We start from the raw sequence: 19827 nt of genomic DNA, 5'->3' as shown, positions 1-19827 counted from the left end.
TTTTATACAAGTTTTATAAATTCGTTAATTATTGATGATATATAATATTTGGTGTAAGAAAACTGTCAATAGTCTGAGAAAATGGACTTTGTGTCTACTCTATTGACACAAATCTAAGTTCTGAATTTGTTAACACATTTGTTAACATTTTGGTTGTTTATGTTACACTAAAAGTACCCCAGTATTTCAGTTGAAAAATCCCCCACTTTAAGATAAAATTTCTCTCATGAAATAAGATCATGAGGGAGCGGTGGAGTTGATATCATTGTTAAACAAACAAGAAATAATTTTATCATATATTAGAGATGGTAAATCTCAAAGACAGATATCTAGAGAAACTGGTATCGATAGAAAAGTTATCAGAAAATATATTAAAAAATATGAAGAAAAGAGAAGGGACTTGATAAATGAAGGGAAAATAGATGGAAATACAGATATTCAAGAGATTATTGATGATATAGTTGAAAAGCCTAAGTACAACATTGAAAACAGGCATAAAAGAAAATTAACTGAGGAAGTGATAAACCGCATAAAATTTTACCTTAGAGAAAATGAGCAAAAAAGATATTTAGGACAATCTAAACAACAAAAAAAGAAAATTGATATATATAATGCCTTAAGGGAAGAAGGCTATGACATTGGTTATACATCAGTTTGTCAAACAATAAATGAAATATTAAATGACCAAAAAGAAGCATATATAAAGGCAGAATATCAACTTGGGGATGTATGTGAATTCGACTGTGGAGAAGTTAAGTTATTTATTAAAGGCAAGCTTAAAATATTTCAAATGGCTGTATTTACAAGCGCCAAAGGTAATTACAGGTTTGCAAAACTTTTTCCAAAACAAGATACTTCATGCTTTCAAGAAGCACATGCAGCATTTTTTGAAAACATAAAAGGCGTTTATCATACTGTAGTATATGACAACGCAAAAGTTATGGTCAAAAAATTTGTGGGAAGGAGTGAAAAAGAACCAACAGAAGGGCTTTTAAAACTATCAATATATTACTGCTTTAAATTTAGATTTTGCAATACATATAGAGGTAATGAAAAGGGACATGTTGAAAGAAGTGTAGAATTTGTAAGAAGAAAGGCATTTTCTAATAAAGATTGCTTTGACTCAATGGAAGAAGCTAATAACTATCTTTATGAAGTATGTAAAAAACTGAATAATACAAAAAATTATTTAAAAGACAACAAATCACCTGCAGAGATACTTGAAGAAGAGAGACCGTATTTGTTGCCCCAATTGCCACCATTTGATGCGGCAAGATGTGAAGACTTGCGGGTAGATAAATATTCAACAATAGTTATAGACTCATGTCATTATTCTGTACCGGATGCTTATGTCGGCAAAATCATATTTACAAAAATATATTCGCATAAAATACTATGCTATTACGACAATGTAAAAATTACCGAACATGAGCGAATATACGGATTTAACGAATGGTCAATAAAAATAGAGCACTACTTGAATACACTAAAGAAAAAACCTGGGGCACTGCCGTCAAGTGCAGCGCTTAATCAGGCAGACCCAAGGTTGCAACAAATATACCATACCTATTATATCACTAAAGAGAAAGAATTTATAGATCTCTTGCAATATGTAGGTATAGTAGGTATACAAAAAATACTTGATGCTATTGAGAAATTAAGAAAAATAGATCCAATTGACATAACAACAGATAAAATAAAAATAATATGTGAAAGAAAGGTTGATGAATATATAGAAAATACAAAAACAAATAATGAAATAGAAGATAAATCGAAAGAAATGCTTTTAAAGTTCGGCAGCTTAATGCCTAAAGAGGCCGAAAATTTCAAAGAGGAGGCCGTCATTTAAAATGAACAAAAAAGAAATATCAAAAGAGATAGAACAATTTGCAACAAGCTTAAGACTACCAGGAATAAAAAAATACTTTCAGGAAAATGCAAAGGAGGCTGCGACAAGAGATATAAGCTATGAAGAATACTTATACGGATTGCTTCAAAAAGAATATGATCTAAGACAGGAGCATGCAAAAGAAAACCGTATAAGATTAGCTAATTTTTCATATAAGAAGTACCTAGAAGACCTAAAAGTAGAGCATCTACCAGATGATGCAAATAGAAAATTAAAGGTGCTAAGTTCACTTGAATTTATTAAGAATGGACAAAATGTAATACTTGCAGGTAATCCTGGCACAGGCAAAACACATATAGCAATAGGACTAGGCATAAAAGCCTGTTTAGCAGGATATAGGGTAGCATTTACAACAATTCCAACTTTAATAAATCAATTAAAAGAAAGTAGGTCAGAGAAAACATTACACACTTTTGAAAACAAATTTGCAAAATATGACCTAGTAATAGCAGACGAACTTGGCTATATCTCTTTTGACAAAGAGGGATCTGAGCTTTTATTTACAAACTTATCATTAAGAGCAGGAAGAAAATCGACTATAATAACGACAAACTTATCATTTGAAAGGTGGGCTGAAATATTTCAAGATCCAGTGATGACAGCAGCGATGGTAGATAGACTAACGCATAAAGCCTATTTAGTGAATATGAATGGAAATTCATATAGACTTAAAGAAACGGAGGAATGGATAAAGAATCAGAATATTGCTTGATTTTTTATACACTAAGTGGAGGAAAATTCGACTGAAATTTGGAGTATTTTTCACTTGACAAATGCAGCATAAAAAATTAAACTTTTTGTGGCTACTCTATTGACACAAGTTCATATTTGTTAAATAATGAGTATTATAGATAAGTTTCTTGAGTAATTTATACGTTTAAGACATTTTTCTTAAAAAATATATTTAAAATTAAAAGTTAGGGTATGTATATTTTGAATTTAGGACATATGTCCTTTGTATTTGTATTTAAAATGTTCTATTATATTAATGGAGTTAGATAATGATGACAATACATAATATCATTGATATTATTGAAAAGAACGCTGAAATTTTTAAAATTTTAAAAGACTGTCCATATGAAATATTAAAACAGTGGGAAATAAAGGATTATGCAAAGGGAACTGTAATATGCAATCAAGGTGAAGTGTATGATTATTTTTATATAATCGTAAGTGGCTCAGTAGATGTATATATAGTCGCAGAAAATGGTAAAAAGTATTCGCAGGCAGTTTATACCCGAGGGTATTATATAGGAGAGTTAGAGATATTTGATAAAAAACCTTATATCTGTTCTGTTCAAGCTTTAAGCCCAGTAAAAATTCTACGCTTAAAACGAGAATATTTTTTGAAATGGATTGAGATAGATAAAAATATCAATAATTATGTAATGCACACGTTGTGTAAACAATTTTATAATCTATCAAAAAAAGCTGGTGAGGATACATTATATTCATTAAAGAATAGAGTATGTAATTATCTAATAAGCGTTGGATATAAAAATCCAAATTATAAGAAAAATATCATAGTCAATATAGAAAAGAAACAATTAAGCGAAAAATTTGCAGTTACCCAAAGAAGCATAAATCGCATATTGCAGTTTCTCAAAGAAAAGAATATCATAGATGTAAATAATACATGCATAATAATAAAAGATATGGATGAACTAATAAAAGAAGAAAAGAAAAGTAGGTTTGAATGATTAAGATGTAGCAAATTATACTGAGGGAGGGGAAGATAAATTATGGTATATGAAATTCAACCACATATAAGGTTTGGTATAGATGAAAGCGCAGATTATGCAATACTTCCAGGTGATCCAAAGAGAGTAGAAAGGGTTAAGGAGTTCCTTGAAAATACTAAGGATGTGGCATATAACAGGGAATTTAAAACGGTTTCGGGTTTTTATAAAGGTGTGAAGATTCTTGTAACTTCCACAGGTATAGGAGGGCCATCGCTTGGTATAGCTGTTGAAGAGTTGAAAAATCTAGGAGTAAAAGCTATGATACGTATAGGAAGCTGCGGTGCACTTCAGCCTAATATTAAATTAGGAGATTTAGTTATGGCTTTAGGAGCTGTAAGAGATGAAGGAACCTCTGCCACATATATTGAAAAAAGTTATCCTGCTGTACCTGATAATTATTTGCTGGAGAATATTATAGAAAGCGCAAAAAGCCTTGGAGCTACTTATCACTGTGGGATAATAAGAAGCCATGACAGTTTTTATACTGATAAGGAGGATGAAATAGATAGGTTTTGGTCGACTAAAGGTGTTTTAGCTGCTGATATGGAAAGCGCACCATTGTTTGTAATCGGCAGGCTTAGAGGGATTAAGACTGCATCGATACTTAATGTTGTCGTCGCTTATGAGGGTAATCTTGAAGAAGGCATCAACGAATATGTAGATGGAAAAGATGTGATGGCTTTAGGCGAAGAAAGAGAAATACTTACTGCCCTTGAAGCGATTGTGCGTTTAAACAGATAATAGTGGGATTTAAAATATTAATCCCAATATTAAAAAAAAGACCAGCTAGTAAAAGTCAATAGGTTTTAGAAAGAAATTTAAACTTTTTTTACGTTGCAAAAAAGGGTATAGCAAACAAACTCAATTAAGAGCCGAACTTTGAAAACTTAATAGAGTTAATAGTTATTTCCAAGTATAATGCAGAAGTTTAAGCAGCTTTATGAATGTTTTGATATTGTAGTTTGTGTTCATCAGGTGTCTTTAATACAAAAGGCTTATTATCCCTTAGAACAGCAAATACAATGTCTGAAATCTTGTGCATAATTGCTCCAAGAGCTACTTTTTTAGGTTTGGATTCCTTCTTTTTCTGGTAATAATCGTAAAGTACAGGATTTATTGCTATGCCATTTCTTTTTACTCTTACAGAAGCTAAAGCAATGGCATAAAGAACACGCCTAGCAATTTTAGAACCTCTTTTTGACATTTTATTGTCAGTACCTTTAAAATTTCCAGATTCATTAACAGAAGGATCTACACCAAAATATGCAAAAAGCTGCTTAGGTTTGCTAAATGCTGAAAAATCGCCTATTTCACACATAAGAGTAACCGCTGAGAGAAAACCAACACCAGGTATAGAATCGAGGTAATAAATTTGCTGTACAAATTTCTTAGACTTATTTTTATCCACAAATGCCTTGATTTCAGATAATATCAGGTTAATCTTTTTATCAAATTCTTCTATGAAATAATATACATTTTTAGTACATCATAAACAGAAGACAAATTATACCTGAAATTTAAGGCATTTTTAGCAGCTTTAAACAACTTATCATACTTAGCTTTAGCGTAATTTAAGCCTTTTCTTGATGATATTGAAATAAGTTCAATGATTTCATCAGGTTGAGCATTAATAACATCTTCTGGTGTTGGGAATCTTTTCAGCACAGAAATAGCTGTAATTCCAGTAATATCAGAGAAAACCTTGCAGAAACCAGGGAAAACAATATGCAATTGAGCTTTAAGTTTATTCACATAAGAAGTACGATTATCGGCAAGGCTATAGTACTCTCTGCATAAACATCTAAGATTTAAAATTAACTCAGCGGGCATAACAGAAACTTTGGTGTCGGGCGAATAACCAATGGCAGCAATACGTTTTGCATCAAGTCTATCATTTTTCACTTTTCTTATACCAATATTTTTGTTAGAATTAGTGATGAGAGGATTAATAACAAAAACCTCAAATCCTAATTTTTTTAGGTGGCAGAAGAGTGGGAAATGGTAGATTCCCGTAGACTCCAGAAATATCTTAGATTTCATGGAGAATTGCTCTTCTGCCTTTTTAATTGTCAGAACAGCGTTTTTTAGAGAATCGGCATTATCGTGGTCAACCTTAAATGGCTTTTTAAACTCCTTTCCATCAGGTGTCAAGATGCAAAACCAGCTAAAATCAGCAGCAACATCAATACCAACACTAATATAATTAGGCAAAAAATTCATTAAACAACAACTCCTTTAAGTAAAAGTGAATAAGAGTATCCATTCTATTTAGTGAGTAAACAACCTAGCATGTGACGCGGGTATCCCGAAAAGCCGGTCCCAACCAGCCAAAACATTAATCCTCACTAAATGGAATAATTAGCTTTTTCACAGGTATAGACCATAAGGATGGTCTCCCAGGAGGTGATACACATCTATCATCTATTCAAAGAAGATTGTACACAAAGTTAAAGCATAAGTCTATACCGGCTTAAAGGATATCCCAAATTATCTATTTAAAAACAACTTAAATGACTTTTAAGATGTGACATATAAAGTCATTTAAGACAAGATATGCATAATATGGGAGTTGAGTATTGAAATAAATCCGAACATAGAAAGGCTATGTTAAATTATTGTTCGGTGTATTAACTCCCGATTTGATATAAATCATGTAACTTTGTTACAAATATATTATACTAGGAGGAATTATAATGAGGGGAAAAAGCATTTGGTCAGTTAAATTTTCTACGGCATCATTAGTTCTTATCCCTGCTGCTGTAGGTATTAATTACATCGGCAAAATGTTTGCACAAGTTTTAAAATTACCGCTTTGGCTTGACTCAATAGGCACAATGTTGGCGAGTATGTTGGCAGGCCCAATAATTGGATCAATTTGCGGAGCTATCAATAATGTAATATATGGTCTTACAGCTGATCCAATATCTTTTATTTATGCTCTAACTAGTATAGCAATAGGTCTTGTAATTGGTATTATGGCAAAGAAAGGTATGTTTAAAAATTTTGGGAAAGTTATAGTAGCAGGTTTGATAGTTGCTCTCGTATCTGCGATCGTTTCAACTCCGATAAATATAGGTTTCTGGGGCGGACAGACAGGGAATGTTTGGGGAGATACATTATTTGCATTTTTGTCTGCTAACAAATTCCCAGTATGGATTTCATCATTTTTAGATGAGTTCGTAGTCGATCTTCCTGACAAACTAGCTACTTTAATTATTAGCTATGGAATATTTAAAGGGCTTCCACAAAAACTTACAGTGCTATATAGCAATGATGACGAAATAGAAACGCTTTAATTAAGATGAATTCACAAAGTCATTTATAAATACCTAAAAATAGGGCACATTATTTCTTTAAGTCTTATTTATGGGGAATGATGTGCCCTTATGATAATGGATATTATTAGCTGATCAAAAAAGAGGATGGTGATAAATATTGAAGGCTATAACACTATATGTACCAAAAGATACATTCATATATAAGGTTGATCCTATAACAAAATTGTTTTATATTTTAACTGTAATATTAATTCCGATAATAGCTCCTATGCAGTTTGTAGCTTATGTGCTTATTGCAATAAGCCTATTGATTATATTATCCGGAGGGATATTCAAAAAAGTATTACCTATTATCAGTTTCAGCGCAATAATACTTGTTACTGTCGTTATAATTCAGGGATTATTTAAAATCGATAATAAGACAGCGGTATTAAGTATAGGTCCTCTTACTTTTTATAAAGAAGGATTAAATTATGCATTTGAAATATGCGCACGTGTATTAAATATTTTGTTTGCATTTTCAATACTTGTGCTTACGACGAAGCCTTCAGATCTCATCGAATCTTTAGTAAGGAAAGGATTGTCACCTAAAATAGGTTATGTTTTAAATTCAGTTCTTCAGATTATACCTGAGATGACCGCTACTATGGGCACTATAACCGATGCTCAAAGAGCGCGCGGCCTTGAAACAGAAGGTAAGCTTTCTACGAGGATTAAAGCTTTTTTCCCATTAATTGGACCTGTAGTTATGAATTCTTTGATTGCTACAAGAGAAAGGGCTATGGCTCTTGAGGTAAGGGGCTTTAATTCAAAGAATAAAAAGACATTTTTAAATGAAGAGTTTAAGTCTCCTTATTCTAGAGTATTTAGGATATGTCTGATTTTGATTACTATTTTGACAATATTTTGGAGGATATTATCATGAAAAAGATAGTTGTTGAAAATTTGAAATATAAATATCCGTTAACTGATAAGCTTGCATTAGATGGTGTTTCATTTGAAGTAAATGAAGGAGAATTCATAGGTATTATAGGTCAAAACCTTGCTGGAAAGTCCACTCTATGCCAGTCTTTAGTTGGATTGGTGCCGCATTTTTACCGTGGAGCTTACGGCGGTAAAGTATTGATTGATGGGAAAGAAGTACTTAAAAGCGATATAAGTGAGTTAGCATTAAAAGTAGGCATGGTATTTCAAAATCCGTTTACACAGGTTACAGGAGCAAAGCTTACGGTTTATGAAGAAATAGCATTTGGGCTTGAGAATATGGGATTAAGCAGAAATGAAATGATTGATAGAATAGATTATGCATTATCTCTGCTTGATATATATAAATATAAAGATAGAAATCCTTTTGATCTATCTGGAGGTCAGATGCAGAGGATGGCAATTGCCGGCATCATTGCAATGAAACCAGAAATAATAGTATTGGATGAGCCTACATCCCAACTTGACCCTCAAGGATCTGAAGAGGTTTTTAAAGCTATTCAGGCTTTAAGCCATGAAGGCATGACGGTTATAATGGTTGAGCATAAAATTGAAAAGATTGCTCGATATTCTGACAGAGTTATGTTGATGCATCAAGGAAAGATTATCGATTTTGATACACCTAAAAAAGTTTTTTCAAGAGGGGATTTAAAAGAATACGGAGTTTTAGCTCCTGCATTCACAAGGATTTGTAGAGCATTTGATATAAAGGATGAAGAAGGTTTTTATCCTGTGACCTTAGATGAGGCATACGATGCGGTGGTGAAAATAAATGGGTAGGATAGAAGTTAAAGATTTACATTTTTCATATAATAAAGGCGAAGAAATATTAAAAGGCATAAATCTGTCATTTGATAAAGAATCTACTGCTATAATAGGGCAAAATGGTGCTGGGAAGACTACTTTTGTAAAACTGTTAAAAGGTCTTTTAAAACCTGACACAGGTGATATTTTGATATTAGGCAAGAATACTAAAGAGACAACTGCTGCAGAACTTGCAAAATATGTAGGATTGGTTTTTCAAAACCCGAATGACCAGATTTTTAAGAATAAAGTTTTAGATGAAGTAATGTTTGGCCCGTTAAATATAGGACAGGATCATGAAGAAGCTGAAGAAAATTCTATTAAAGCTTTGGAAATGGTAGGATGTAAAGACATCTATAATAAAAATCCATATGACCTTAGCTTATCAGAAAGGAAGCTTATAAGCATAGCATCTATAATCGCTATGAAACCTGAAATAATCATATTTGATGAACCTACAATAGCCCAAGATTATGTCGGAAGGGAGAAAATAAAGGCAATAATTAAAAATCTTACAGAAAACGGAAAACTCGTGCTTACTATAATTCACGATATGGATTTTGTAGCAGAATCGTTTGAAAGAGTGATAGTATTTCAAAACGGTAAAGTATTAATGGACGGGAATACGAAAGAAGTTTATTCTCATGCGGATATACTCTATAGCGCATATCTCGAGCCTCCTCATATAACTCAATTATGCAATAAATTAGGATATAAGGATACGTTTTTGACCGTAGAAGAATTCATTGAAAGTAAACAATCATTAAGACAGAAATGACTAAAAGATGCTGGTACACATAAAAATTGTATCAGCATTCTTTATTTTTACTGTCTACTTTGAGGGAAACATATCAAACAGCTTTAGCAGGTGGTGGTTGAGTTTTACAGCAAACCTCATAATAATTTAATGATTGAAGTAAAATATTTTTATTTACGTGTTATAAGTATTGTGTTATAATATACTTGCAAGTGTTTAATAAGCAAGCAAATGTTTAGGCGGTGGTGGAAGTGTCATTAACTAAAAGAGAAAAGGAAATATACGAGCACATTAAATCAAATCCAATGGTATCACAGGAAGAGCTTGCAAATACGATTGGTATCAGCCGTTCAGCTGTTGCAGGTCATATTGCTAATTTGATTAAAAAAGGATTTATAAACGGAAGAGGATATGTAGTAAACGACAAAAAAGGTGTGACTGTAATAGGTGGAGCTAACATTGACATAAAAGGTATGACATTTGATACTCTAAAAAAGTATACTTCAAATCCTGGCCATGTCGAGATTACTCTTGGCGGAGTAGGAAGAAATATAGCTAACAACCTTGCGTTACTAGATGTCCCTGTAACTTTTTTGAGTATAATAGGAAATGACGATGAAGGTAAAAGAATTATAACAGAGACAAGAAAAACTGGCGTTAATTGTGAACACATCGCTACCTCAGATACAAAACACACCGGAATATATTTAGCAATTATCGATAATACAGGTAATATGGATATTGCAATATCAGGGATGGAAGTTTTAGAAGAACTAAATGTTAAATATCTTGAAAAAAAGATAGATATTATTAATAACAGTAGAATTGTAGTCATAGATACAAATATTCCTGAATCATCTATTGAATATGTTGTGGATGCATGTGCAAGAAAGAATATACCTGTACTTGCGGAACCAGTTTCTATTGATAAATCGAAAAAATTAAAGAAAGTACTGGGTAATATAGATTATATCACACCAAATCGAGATGAATTGGGATCATTATTAGAAACCGAGATAATTAATGATAATGATATGATAAAAGTAACAAAAGAAATAAGAAAATTGGGTACAAAAAATGTTATTGTAACGCTTGGTGAAAGAGGTGTTTATTTAAGCTCAAATGAGTATGAAGGATATGTAGATTCATATAAGGTCAATGTCATTGATGCAACTGGTGCGGGTGATGCATTAACAGCCGGTTTTATCTATGGTATTATTAATGATATGTCTATAGAAGATTCTGTGAGATATGGAATAGCCGCTGCAACATTTACATTATCATCATCTGAATCTGTAAATCCATTTCTTAATAGAAAAATTTTAGATAGAATTGTAAAGGAGAATAAGTATGTATAAATATTTAGAAATAAATGAAGAAGTTAAAAACGCGATTGATAAAGGACTTCCGGTTGTTGCTCTTGAATCAACCATTATTTCACATGGAATGCCATATCCAGAGAATATAAAAACAGCCAATATGCTCGAGGATATAGTTAGGGATAATGGTGCTGTTCCAGCAACGATAGCAATAATCGATGGTAAAATAAAAATTGGAATAAATAAAAAAGAATTAGAATTCTTAGCAACATCAAAAGATATTTTGAAAGCTAGTAGGAGGGATATCCCACCAGTAATATCAAAAGGTCTAAGCGCTGCTACGACTGTTTCCGCAACAATGATCTGTGCAAGCTTAGCCGGAATAAAGATATTTGTAACTGGAGGAATTGGCGGGGTGCATAGAGGCGCTGAACATACTTTTGATATTTCCGCGGATTTGCAAGAGCTTGCGAAAACAAATGTAGCCGTGATATGTTCCGGTGCAAAAGCTATACTCGACTTGCCATTAACACTTGAATATCTTGAAACACAAGGTGTCCCTGTTTTAGGCTTCAAAACAGATGAACTGCCGGCTTTTTATACTAGAAATAGTGGTCTTAAAGTTGATTATATGATAAATGATGAAGTCGAAGCAGCTAAAATTATAAAAGTTAAATGGGACATTGGATTGAAGGGTGGGTTAATCATCGCAAATCCTATACCTGAAGAGTATTCAATGAATAGAGAATATATTGAAAAAGCAATATATAAAGCTTTGGAAGAAGCAGATGCAAACAATATTAAAGGTAAGAAATTAACACCATTTCTTCTTGAGAAAATTAAGGATATAACATCTGGTGATAGCTTAAAAGCAAATATTGAACTGGTAAAGAATAATGCCATAGTAGGTGCAAAAATTGCGGTAGAACTAAATAAGTTAAACTAATATTTAGAAACTTAGCTAATAGTTTTTGCAGACAGTGAAAATATGTAGGTACAGGGAAATACCTTTTTAGACCATCAATCATTCGTTATAATGATTATATTGAAATTAGAAAAATCATTGTAAGGTAATTACATGTCCGAAACTTAAATAAAGATGAGGTAAATTTCTAAAGCTGAGAGTCAAAAATGTAATTATTCTATGTAATGTTATATTGAATTTTATTTGATAAAATATCATATAAATCGTGTAAGATTATATAGAACCTTTAAATCCGTGTACATGTGGCTAAAATGTACTTATAACACTTGCAATTGAACCTGTTAAGGCAGACTAATTTTAGGACGACAGCGTGCAGCACTGTGTAATTCAGTGTAAAAAATGCGGTAAAATGTACGTATCAGAATATTAATATGCCTGTACAAAAACAGGTATTTTTTTATTTAATGACGTAATTAAATATGGTATAATTGCTATCATTATATTCAGCATAAATTTTTTAATAACTTTATTTTTTCTAAGACGAGTTATTTCTTTTTGAGTCATATTGAATATCTCCTATCTCATACATGACATTTTATCAGAATAAATTCAATATGAAATTATCACAGAATAATTACAGATATTAAAAATTATTCTTGCAATGATCTAAAATAAATGCTATAATATCAATATACAAAATATAGTATATTGTTTAAGGTGAAATAAATGATTAAAGATTTACTAACAAAGAATGGCATAGCGGTAACTCTATTATCCAGAGAACTTCTATCTATAAAAAAGGGTGAAAGGATTCTAACAATTGGAGAATATTCAAAAAAGTTTGACCTAGGCAGAGGGACAATACAATCGGCAATAAAATATTTAGAAGATAATGATGCTATTAAATTAGATCCAAGAGGACATCTTGGAACATTTGTAGAAAATATAAATTATAAGAAGCTATGGGATTATGCAGGTCTACCAATAATATCTGGTGTTATGCCTTTGCCATATTCTAAAAGATATGAGGGACTTGCTACCGGTATATATAAAGCCTTTGAAAGGGAAAACATACCATTTAATATGGCATATATGAGAGGAAGCGAGAGAAGAATAGACGCACTAGAAAATGGGAAGTATGATTTTGCAATATTATCAATGCTTGCTGCAAAATTGAACATTGAAGCGGGCAGAAATATAAAGATTGTTACAGATTTTGGATTGAATACTTATGTTGGAGCGCATAAAATAATATTTGCAGAAAATGATAAAGAAGAAATAGAAAATGGAATGAGAGTGGCGCTTGATCCGACATCTATCGATCATTTTATTTTGACATGTTATGAATGCCAAGATAAAGAAGTAGAGTTTGTAGAACAATCATATAATCAAATAATAAGCAATATAATTAATAAAAGTGTCGATGCAGCAATTTGGAATTACGATGAAATAGAAGATAGAGGACTTTCAATTAAAAATGTTCCGCTTAAAAATAAAAAAACTAAAGAATTAAATGAAGATAATACAAAAGCTGTACTTGTTGTACTAAAAGATAATTGGGGAATTGATAAAATTATAGAGAGATTTGTTAATAAGAAAGAGGTTATTGATATTCAAAGAAAAGTTTTATTAAATGAGATCTTTCCTGAGTATTAAATTTAAAAAATTTATAATAAAGTAATATACAAAATACAGTAAAATGTTCGGAGGGATAATATTGAATGACAATATAACAATGCGGCTAGATATATTATTGAAAGGAAATGCAATAGATAGAGAAACATTAAGCATGACACTAAAAATTGATGATCTATTGAAATCGTATGATACGATTTACAGAAATAATGAACAGTATGAAATGTTTATAACTCATATAGCCATGATGATACAAAGAGTAAAGAATAATAATTATGTAAACGAAGTTTTGGATGATGATATTTATGATGAGATAAAAAAGTGTTTAAGCTATAAAGAAGCGGTCGATATTTTGGAGAAAATAGAGGGTATTTCTAATACTATTTTACCGGAGTCAGAAAGGAGATTTATAATATTACATTTATGTAATCTGTTAGAAAGGGGTTGTAATAAATGATTAGATTTGTTGTAGGAGGGGCTGTTGATAAACAAAAGGTAGCGCAATTAATAAAGGATTTAGGAGGTGATAATGTAAGCGTTGAGATAAAATCAGATATTGAGGCTGCTATGGCAGTAAAGACGGGAAAAGCAGATTATTACGTTGGTGCATGTTCAACTGGAGGAGGTGGTGCATTAGCAATGGCGATGGCATTATTAACAGCACAGAAATGCGCAACAGTTTCAATGCCTGGTAAGCCGCCAAAAGAACAAGATGTATTAAAGGCTGTAGCCGACGGCAAAGTAGCATTTGGTTTTACAAATGACCACATTGAGAAGGCTATTACTTACATCGTAAACGCAATTTTGAAAAATAAGGAATAGGAGGAGAACAAATTGAAAATAGTTTTAATTGCCTTAATCGGAGCTTTAGCTGCAATACTTGCTAATGGTGGTATAGCAGTATTCAACGATGGTCTTAGACCTATTATGCCTGAATACCTTGAGGGAAGAATGAATAAGGCAGAATTGGCAGCAACTAGCTTTGCTTTATGTTTTGGATTGGTTATAGGATTTGGCATACCTGTATCTATAAGTGCTACAATACTTCTCATTCATAGTATTTTACTTGGTACAGATATTATAGGGACATGGTCGCCAAAAGGAAAAGTTGGGTATATCGTGTCTGGTGTAATAGGAGCAATATGGGGCATAGGACTTCTTATAGGATTACAATGGATAATTAATATATTTAAAAAATTACCTGTTAACTTTTTTGACCCAATGGGTCAAGTCGGAACACCTGTACTTTATGCATTTGCAGCCTTTCCAGCACTTGCTATCGCATATCAATATGGCGTAAAGAATGGACTTATAACTTTAGGGATTTCTGCATTAGTTCGCGCTTTAGTTGCTAGATTTTCGCCGATTGTTGTCGGTGGAAATAAAATAACTTTGAATCCTGAGGGCATGGCTTTACTTGCTGGTATGATTGTATTACTAATATATGCGATGACAGAAAAAAAGGAAGCTGGGTCAACAAATATTGCTACTCTTTTCAGTGAAAGAGTGAAACGTATAAAGAAAAATGTATGGATTCTTGCAATTATGGGTGCACTTGTATCTGCTGCAACTGCATCACATATTCTAGCGGGTGATCCTATATCACTTACTTTAGTGTCAAAGGGTAATTATTCGGCAGCGGCTTTAGCAGCATTAGCAAGGGCAATTGGCTTTGTGCCACTTGTTGCAACAACTGCTATAGCGACAGGGGTTTATGGACCAGTTGGCATGACATTTATATTTGCTGCGGCGCTTTTCACTAATAATCCAATTGTAGCAGCGATACTTGGATTAGTAATTATTGTAGCAGAAGTATATCTTTTAGGTGGCATAGCATCATTTATGGATAAGTTTCCAGGGATAAAGAAATCTGCTGACAACATAAGGACTGCTATGGGGCAACTTTTGGAGGTTGCGCTATTGATTGGTGGTGCAAATGCGGCAAACATGGCTTTGCCTGGTCTTGGTATATTTATTGTCATTGGAATATACTTAATTAATGAGATAGCAGGTAGGCCGGTAGTTAGAATGGCAGTAGGACCTGTGGCAGCCATCATTGTTGGAATACTTGTAAATTTGCTCGCTATATTTGGTTTGTATGTTCCACCTGTTAAATAATAAAAGGGGGAGTTTTCCCCCTTTATTTACAAAGAATACTAAGGTGATAAAATGAGTACAATCAATAATATGTTAAAAGTTAAAGAAATGGCTAGACTTGCTAAAGCTATTAATAAAGCTAGAGATAATCAAGGGTATAGTGTAAAATATATTAATTATAAAGCTATAGAATATGCTGAGAAGTCATTGGAAAAATACGATAAGTTATATTTTTTTGGTGTAAAAAATACATCTCAGATTAGTAAAAAATATATTACAAAATTAACAAATAGCGGGAATTACATTTGGCTTACAGTTGATGACATGGCAAATGGTGGAAGAGCTATAGATGTTGACAGAGTAAATCCTTTGACTGGTAGGATTATGACAGGTTCTACAAGTGCTGGGTGTATTAATGTTTTAATTGGTATAAATGATTTTGCCATAGGAACAGATGGCGGAGGGTCAGTACTTGCACCGGCAATGTCGTGTAATTTGCCGGCGATTATGGCAAAAGGATTAGGACTTAAAGGAAGAGAAATAAAGAAATCAACAGATAATATTAAATTTGTACCTGGTATTGGGATTATAGCTAATGAGCTAACTACTTGTATAGATGTTATTAGAGAACTTGTTAGTAAAGAAGAATATGAATTTGAAAATATTAAAGTCGGTATCCCAAAAAAAGGAGATATAAACTTGCCGATTTTAGGAGATGTTAATAAAAATCTTAACGATGTGAAAAAGATACTATCTGACGAAAAGATAAGCATTATTGAAGAAGATCTTAGCAATGTGACTGATAGAAGTATTTCAATAAAAAAAGTTATAAAAGCTTTCAATGATGTGGATATTATAATAACAAAAGAGGGGCCAATTGATTTATTTGGAGAAGGTGATTCTGTTTTAGGTAATTTAGGTAAAGTTGGTTCTTATATTCAAAATAAATCTGGAAAATATCTCCTTAAAATTGCAAATATGATAGATTCTACAGCAATAACAATACCTACAGAGAATTTAGGAGTCGGAATCCTTATAATAGCAAAAAGCGGATTGAAATGTGGCATGGCAGCTATAAAATTGGCTGAAATAATTAGTAAAAAGATAAAGGTACCTTCTTTATATAAAGAATATTTTGATGGTTTAAAATATGATGATATTTTGTTTGAGGTGGAATAAATGATACTTGATAATAAAAGTAAATTTAAAAATATGGGGAATACACTTATACATGAACACTTAACGGTTGACCTCTCAACGGTTAAAGGTGACAATGACACCAATTTGGATGATCTAAATGCTATGATTGATGATTTAAAAGAACTTAAAAATAATGGTATTAATACAATCATAGATGTTACAAATATAGGAATGGGGAGAAATGTTAGAAAAATAAAATACATTTCTGAAAAATCAGGAATTAATGTAATATTATCAACTGGATTTTATAAGGATCCTTTTTTACCAGATAATGTAGTTGAAAAAAGTGTAAATGAATTATCAAGAATATTAGTTGACGAAATTTTAAATGGAATAGATGAAACGGAATTCAAAGCATCAGTAATTGGAGAAATAGGTACCAGTAAAGATAATATAAAAGATATAGAGAAAAAAGTATTTATTGCAGCATCAATAGCGCACAATGAGACTGGTGCTCCTATAATAACACATACAACTTTAGGTAAGCTAGGACTCGAACAATTACAAATATTCAAAAACATGAATGTAAACCTAGAAAAGGTTGTTATAGGACATGTAGATTTAAATCCCGATTTGGATTATTATTTAAAATTGCTTGATAATGGATGTTACATTGCTTTCGATACCATAGGTAAAAATAACTATCAGCCTGATGAAATAAGAGCAAAGTTTATAAAATCCCTTATTGATAAAGGATATACTAAAAAATTGTTGCTTTCTTTAGATATAACAAGAAAATCACATTTAAAATATTACGGTGGATATGGTCATTCATATATATGTGATAAATTTATTCCTATTTTAACAAGTAACGGAGTATCGGATGAAAATATAAAAACAATTTTATATGATAATCCAATTACATTGATTGGAGGCTAAAAAATGAAAACTAATCCAATTAAACAAATTAGTTTAGATGATGCAATAAAATTTCAGTTTAAGTTAGTTGATGATATACAATCAGTCTTTCAAGGACACGAACTTCTTGAAGCGGGTGACTATGGAGTGTCCCTAGAGTTTGGTCGTCCAAAAACTACAGCAAAAGTAGAAAAAGTCCTTGCTAAGTTTTTCAATGTTGAAGAAGCTGCACTTGTTAGAGGGGCGGGAACAGGTGCAATGAGGCTTGCTTTAACAAGCATTTTAAAAACAAATGATACTTTACTTGTGCATGATGCACCTGTATATCCAACGACACAAAATATAATAGATATGATGGGATTAAATATTACTAAAGTAAACTTTAATGATTACACAAATTTGAAAACAATAAATTACAATAATATTAATGCTATATTAATACAACATTCTAGGCAAAAACCTGATGATAGTTATGATATGTCCGAAGTAATTAGTTTAATTAAATCAAAATCAAATCTCCCTATTATTACCGATGAAAATTATACGGTTATGAAAGTACCCAAAATAGGAGTTCAGATAGGAGCTGATGTGTCTGTTTTTTCAATGTTTAAATTATTAGGACCAGAAGGCATTGGATGCGTTGTTGGTAAAAAGGATATAATCGATAAGATACGTAGAATTAATTATTCCGGCGGTAGTCAGGTACAAGGCCCTGAAGCTATGGATGCATTAAGATCTTTAGTTTACACACCTGTTTCGTTAGCAATACAAGCTATGCAAGTAGACGAAATTGTAGAAAGGCTTAATAAAGGCGAAATAAGAGGAATAAAGAAAGCTTATATTGCAAATGCACAATCAAGAGTTGTCCTCGTTGAATTTAATGAACCTATAGCAGAGAAAGTATTAAGAAATTCTGAGGAAATTGGCGCTGTTCCATACCCTGTAGGATCTGAATCAAGATATGAAATTGGTGCAATGTTTTATAGAGTATCTGGAACTTTCATCAAAAATAATCCTGAAATGAAACAATATGTAATACGGATAAATCCTATGAGAGCTGGGGCGGACACAGTCATTAGAATTCTGAAAGAGGCTATAAAGAAAAGTATTTCTTAGGAGATGATGAAATGTTTTTGGACACAGTTATTAGAAGAAATCCAGAATTAATCATAGAAGCTACTAAACTTCATAGAAATGGCAAAATAGGACCTAATACCTATGTACTTGATTTAGATTCAATATATGAAAATGCAAAGTTGTTAAAAGAAGCTGCGAACAAAAACAATATAATACTTTATTATATGACTAAACAGTTTGGAAGAAATCCGATTGTCGCTAAAATAATTGAAGAAGCGGGGATCGAAAAAGCAGTAGCTGTTGATATAGACGAAGCGAAAATTTTGTACAAAAATGGTCTTAAAATAGGACATATAGGTCATCTAGTCCAAATACCTAAAAATGATATAATGGCATCATTAAAAATGCATCCTGATGTTATTACTTGTTTTTCTTACGATAAAGCAGCTGAATTATCTGATATCGCAGAAAAATTAGGGATAAGACAGAATATATTATTAAGAGTTATAGATGATAAGGACGATATATATCCTGGTCAATATGGTGGTATAAAATTAAAAGATTTAAGAAAAATAGCAAGTAATATTTTAAGGTTAAAAAATATAGATATTGTTGGAATAACGTCATTTCCTTGCTTTTTATATGACTATAATAGCAGAAAAATTAAGGCAACACACAATGCAGAAACACTTTTAAGAGCTAAGAATATATTAAGTGAAATGGGAATTAATGTATTGCAGGTAAATGGTCCAAGTGTAACTTGCTGTTCTTCAATGCCAATATTAAAAAAGTATGGAATAACACATGGTGAACCAGGTCATGCCTTAACAGGTACTACGCCTATACACGCATATAATAATAACCAACCTGAAAAACCAGCACTTGTATATGTATCAGAAATATCACATATTTCGGGCAATAAAGCATATTGTTTTGGAGGTGGATTTTATGCCCGCTCAAAAATGAAACATGCGTTGGTATCAGGAAATATAGATGATATTTTAGAAAAAAGATATGATGTTGAAGAGTTGCCAGCTGAATCTATTGATTACTACGGAACTATATTATTAAACGGCGGCAAAGTTAATGTTGGTGATACTGTCATATATTCATTTAGGACTCAAATTTTTATTACACGTGCAAAAGTGGCCATTGTTGAAGGATTATCTAAAAATAATCCAAAATTAACTTATATATATGATTCTAAAGGGAATTTACTAGATAAATTTTAGGAAGAAGGGT

19 protein-coding genes and 1 pseudogene are annotated in these 19827 nt (G+C 31.9%); 18 read left to right on the top strand and 2 right to left on the bottom strand.

Annotated elements, in window-relative coordinates:
- The first annotated feature begins 250 nt into the window (after window positions 1-250).
- The 4 genes from istA to TTHE_RS08460 all read left to right on the top strand — a co-directional run bounded on the left by istA (window position 251) and on the right by TTHE_RS08460 (window position 4392).
- Entirely contained in the window at window positions 251-1849 is a 1599-nt protein-coding gene (gene istA, locus TTHE_RS08475) for an IS21 family transposase (protein ID WP_013298178.1), read from the top strand.
- 1 nt (window position 1850) lies between these two features.
- Window positions 1851-2621, top strand: a complete 771-nt coding sequence (gene istB, locus TTHE_RS08470; protein WP_013298177.1) for an IS21-like element helper ATPase IstB — start codon at window positions 1851-1853, stop codon at window positions 2619-2621.
- 289 nt (window positions 2622-2910) lie between these two features.
- A complete protein-coding gene (locus TTHE_RS08465; protein ID WP_013298176.1) occupies window positions 2911-3609 on the top strand; it encodes a Crp/Fnr family transcriptional regulator in 699 nt (232 codons plus the stop codon).
- Window positions 3610-3651: 42 nt separating this feature from the next.
- Window positions 3652-4392, top strand: a complete 741-nt coding sequence (locus TTHE_RS08460) for a nucleoside phosphorylase (protein ID WP_013298175.1) — start codon at window positions 3652-3654, stop codon at window positions 4390-4392.
- 187 nt (window positions 4393-4579) lie between these two features.
- Here the strand turns inward: TTHE_RS08460 and TTHE_RS15020 are convergent.
- Window positions 4580-5871 (bottom strand): annotated as a pseudogene (locus TTHE_RS15020) (IS110 family RNA-guided transposase).
- A gap of 473 nt (window positions 5872-6344) precedes the next feature.
- Here TTHE_RS15020 and TTHE_RS08450 point away from each other — a divergent pair.
- From TTHE_RS08450 to TTHE_RS08425, 6 genes are all read left to right on the top strand, one after another.
- On the top strand, window positions 6345-6947 hold the full coding sequence (locus tag TTHE_RS08450) for an ECF transporter S component (protein WP_013298174.1): 603 nt from the start codon (window positions 6345-6347) through the stop codon (window positions 6945-6947).
- A gap of 139 nt (window positions 6948-7086) precedes the next feature.
- Complete coding sequence (locus TTHE_RS08445) at window positions 7087-7854, top strand: energy-coupling factor transporter transmembrane component T family protein (protein ID WP_013298173.1); 768 nt, start codon at window positions 7087-7089, stop codon at window positions 7852-7854.
- A complete protein-coding gene (locus tag TTHE_RS08440) occupies window positions 7851-8693 on the top strand; it encodes an energy-coupling factor ABC transporter ATP-binding protein (protein ID WP_013298172.1) in 843 nt (280 codons plus the stop codon). Before TTHE_RS08445 ends, TTHE_RS08440 begins: the two co-directional genes overlap by 4 nt.
- A complete protein-coding gene (locus TTHE_RS08435) occupies window positions 8686-9495 on the top strand; it encodes an energy-coupling factor ABC transporter ATP-binding protein (RefSeq protein WP_013298171.1) in 810 nt (269 codons plus the stop codon). The genes TTHE_RS08440 and TTHE_RS08435 overlap by 8 nt, the downstream gene beginning before the upstream one ends.
- A gap of 230 nt (window positions 9496-9725) precedes the next feature.
- Entirely contained in the window at window positions 9726-10832 is a 1107-nt protein-coding gene (locus TTHE_RS08430; protein WP_013298170.1) for a carbohydrate kinase, read from the top strand.
- Complete coding sequence (locus tag TTHE_RS08425) at window positions 10825-11739, top strand: pseudouridine-5'-phosphate glycosidase (RefSeq protein ID WP_013298169.1); 915 nt, start codon at window positions 10825-10827, stop codon at window positions 11737-11739. Before TTHE_RS08430 ends, TTHE_RS08425 begins: the two co-directional genes overlap by 8 nt.
- A 405-nt stretch (window positions 11740-12144) precedes the next feature.
- On the opposite strand, the gene TTHE_RS14190 is transcribed toward TTHE_RS08425, so the two are convergent.
- Window positions 12145-12282 (bottom strand): hypothetical protein, encoded by a 138-nt coding sequence (locus TTHE_RS14190; RefSeq protein ID WP_013298168.1) that lies wholly within the window; start codon window positions 12280-12282, stop codon window positions 12145-12147.
- Between the two features lie 162 nt (window positions 12283-12444).
- Here TTHE_RS14190 and yhfZ point away from each other — a divergent pair, with 162 nt between their 5' ends.
- The 8 genes from yhfZ (at window position 12445) to TTHE_RS08385 (ending at window position 19817) form a co-directional block, all read left to right on the top strand.
- Window positions 12445-13374, top strand: coding sequence for a GntR family transcriptional regulator YhfZ (gene yhfZ / locus TTHE_RS08420; protein ID WP_013298167.1), 930 nt, complete (start codon window positions 12445-12447; stop codon window positions 13372-13374).
- Between the two features lie 61 nt (window positions 13375-13435).
- On the top strand, window positions 13436-13810 hold the full coding sequence (locus TTHE_RS08415; RefSeq protein WP_013298166.1) for a PRD domain-containing protein: 375 nt from the start codon (window positions 13436-13438) through the stop codon (window positions 13808-13810).
- The gene (locus TTHE_RS08410) at window positions 13807-14175 is read left to right on the top strand and encodes a DUF2620 domain-containing protein (protein ID WP_013298165.1); all 369 of its coding nucleotides are present in this window, start codon (window positions 13807-13809) and stop codon (window positions 14173-14175) included. The genes TTHE_RS08415 and TTHE_RS08410 overlap by 4 nt, the downstream gene beginning before the upstream one ends.
- A gap of 12 nt (window positions 14176-14187) precedes the next feature.
- A complete protein-coding gene (locus TTHE_RS08405; protein ID WP_013298164.1) occupies window positions 14188-15471 on the top strand; it encodes a YhfT family protein in 1284 nt (427 codons plus the stop codon).
- Window positions 15472-15540: 69 nt separating this feature from the next.
- Complete coding sequence (locus tag TTHE_RS08400; RefSeq protein WP_231292630.1) at window positions 15541-16629, top strand: amidase; 1089 nt, start codon at window positions 15541-15543, stop codon at window positions 16627-16629.
- Entirely contained in the window at window positions 16630-17529 is a 900-nt protein-coding gene (locus tag TTHE_RS08395; protein ID WP_013298162.1) for a phosphotriesterase family protein, read from the top strand.
- A 3-nt stretch (window positions 17530-17532) separates the two neighbouring features.
- A complete protein-coding gene (locus TTHE_RS08390; protein ID WP_013298161.1) occupies window positions 17533-18624 on the top strand; it encodes an aminotransferase class V-fold PLP-dependent enzyme in 1092 nt (363 codons plus the stop codon).
- 11 nt (window positions 18625-18635) lie between these two features.
- Complete coding sequence (locus TTHE_RS08385) at window positions 18636-19817, top strand: YhfX family PLP-dependent enzyme (protein WP_013298160.1); 1182 nt, start codon at window positions 18636-18638, stop codon at window positions 19815-19817.
- Window positions 19818-19827: the final 10 nt, after the last annotated feature.

It is taken from the genome of Thermoanaerobacterium thermosaccharolyticum DSM 571 (genome assembly GCF_000145615.1).
In the GTDB taxonomy this organism is placed as follows: Bacteria; Bacillota; Thermoanaerobacteria; order Thermoanaerobacterales; family Thermoanaerobacteraceae; genus Thermoanaerobacterium; species Thermoanaerobacterium thermosaccharolyticum.
Note: the sequence above shows the minus strand (reverse complement) of the source record. Positions and strands in the feature narration are given on the sequence as shown.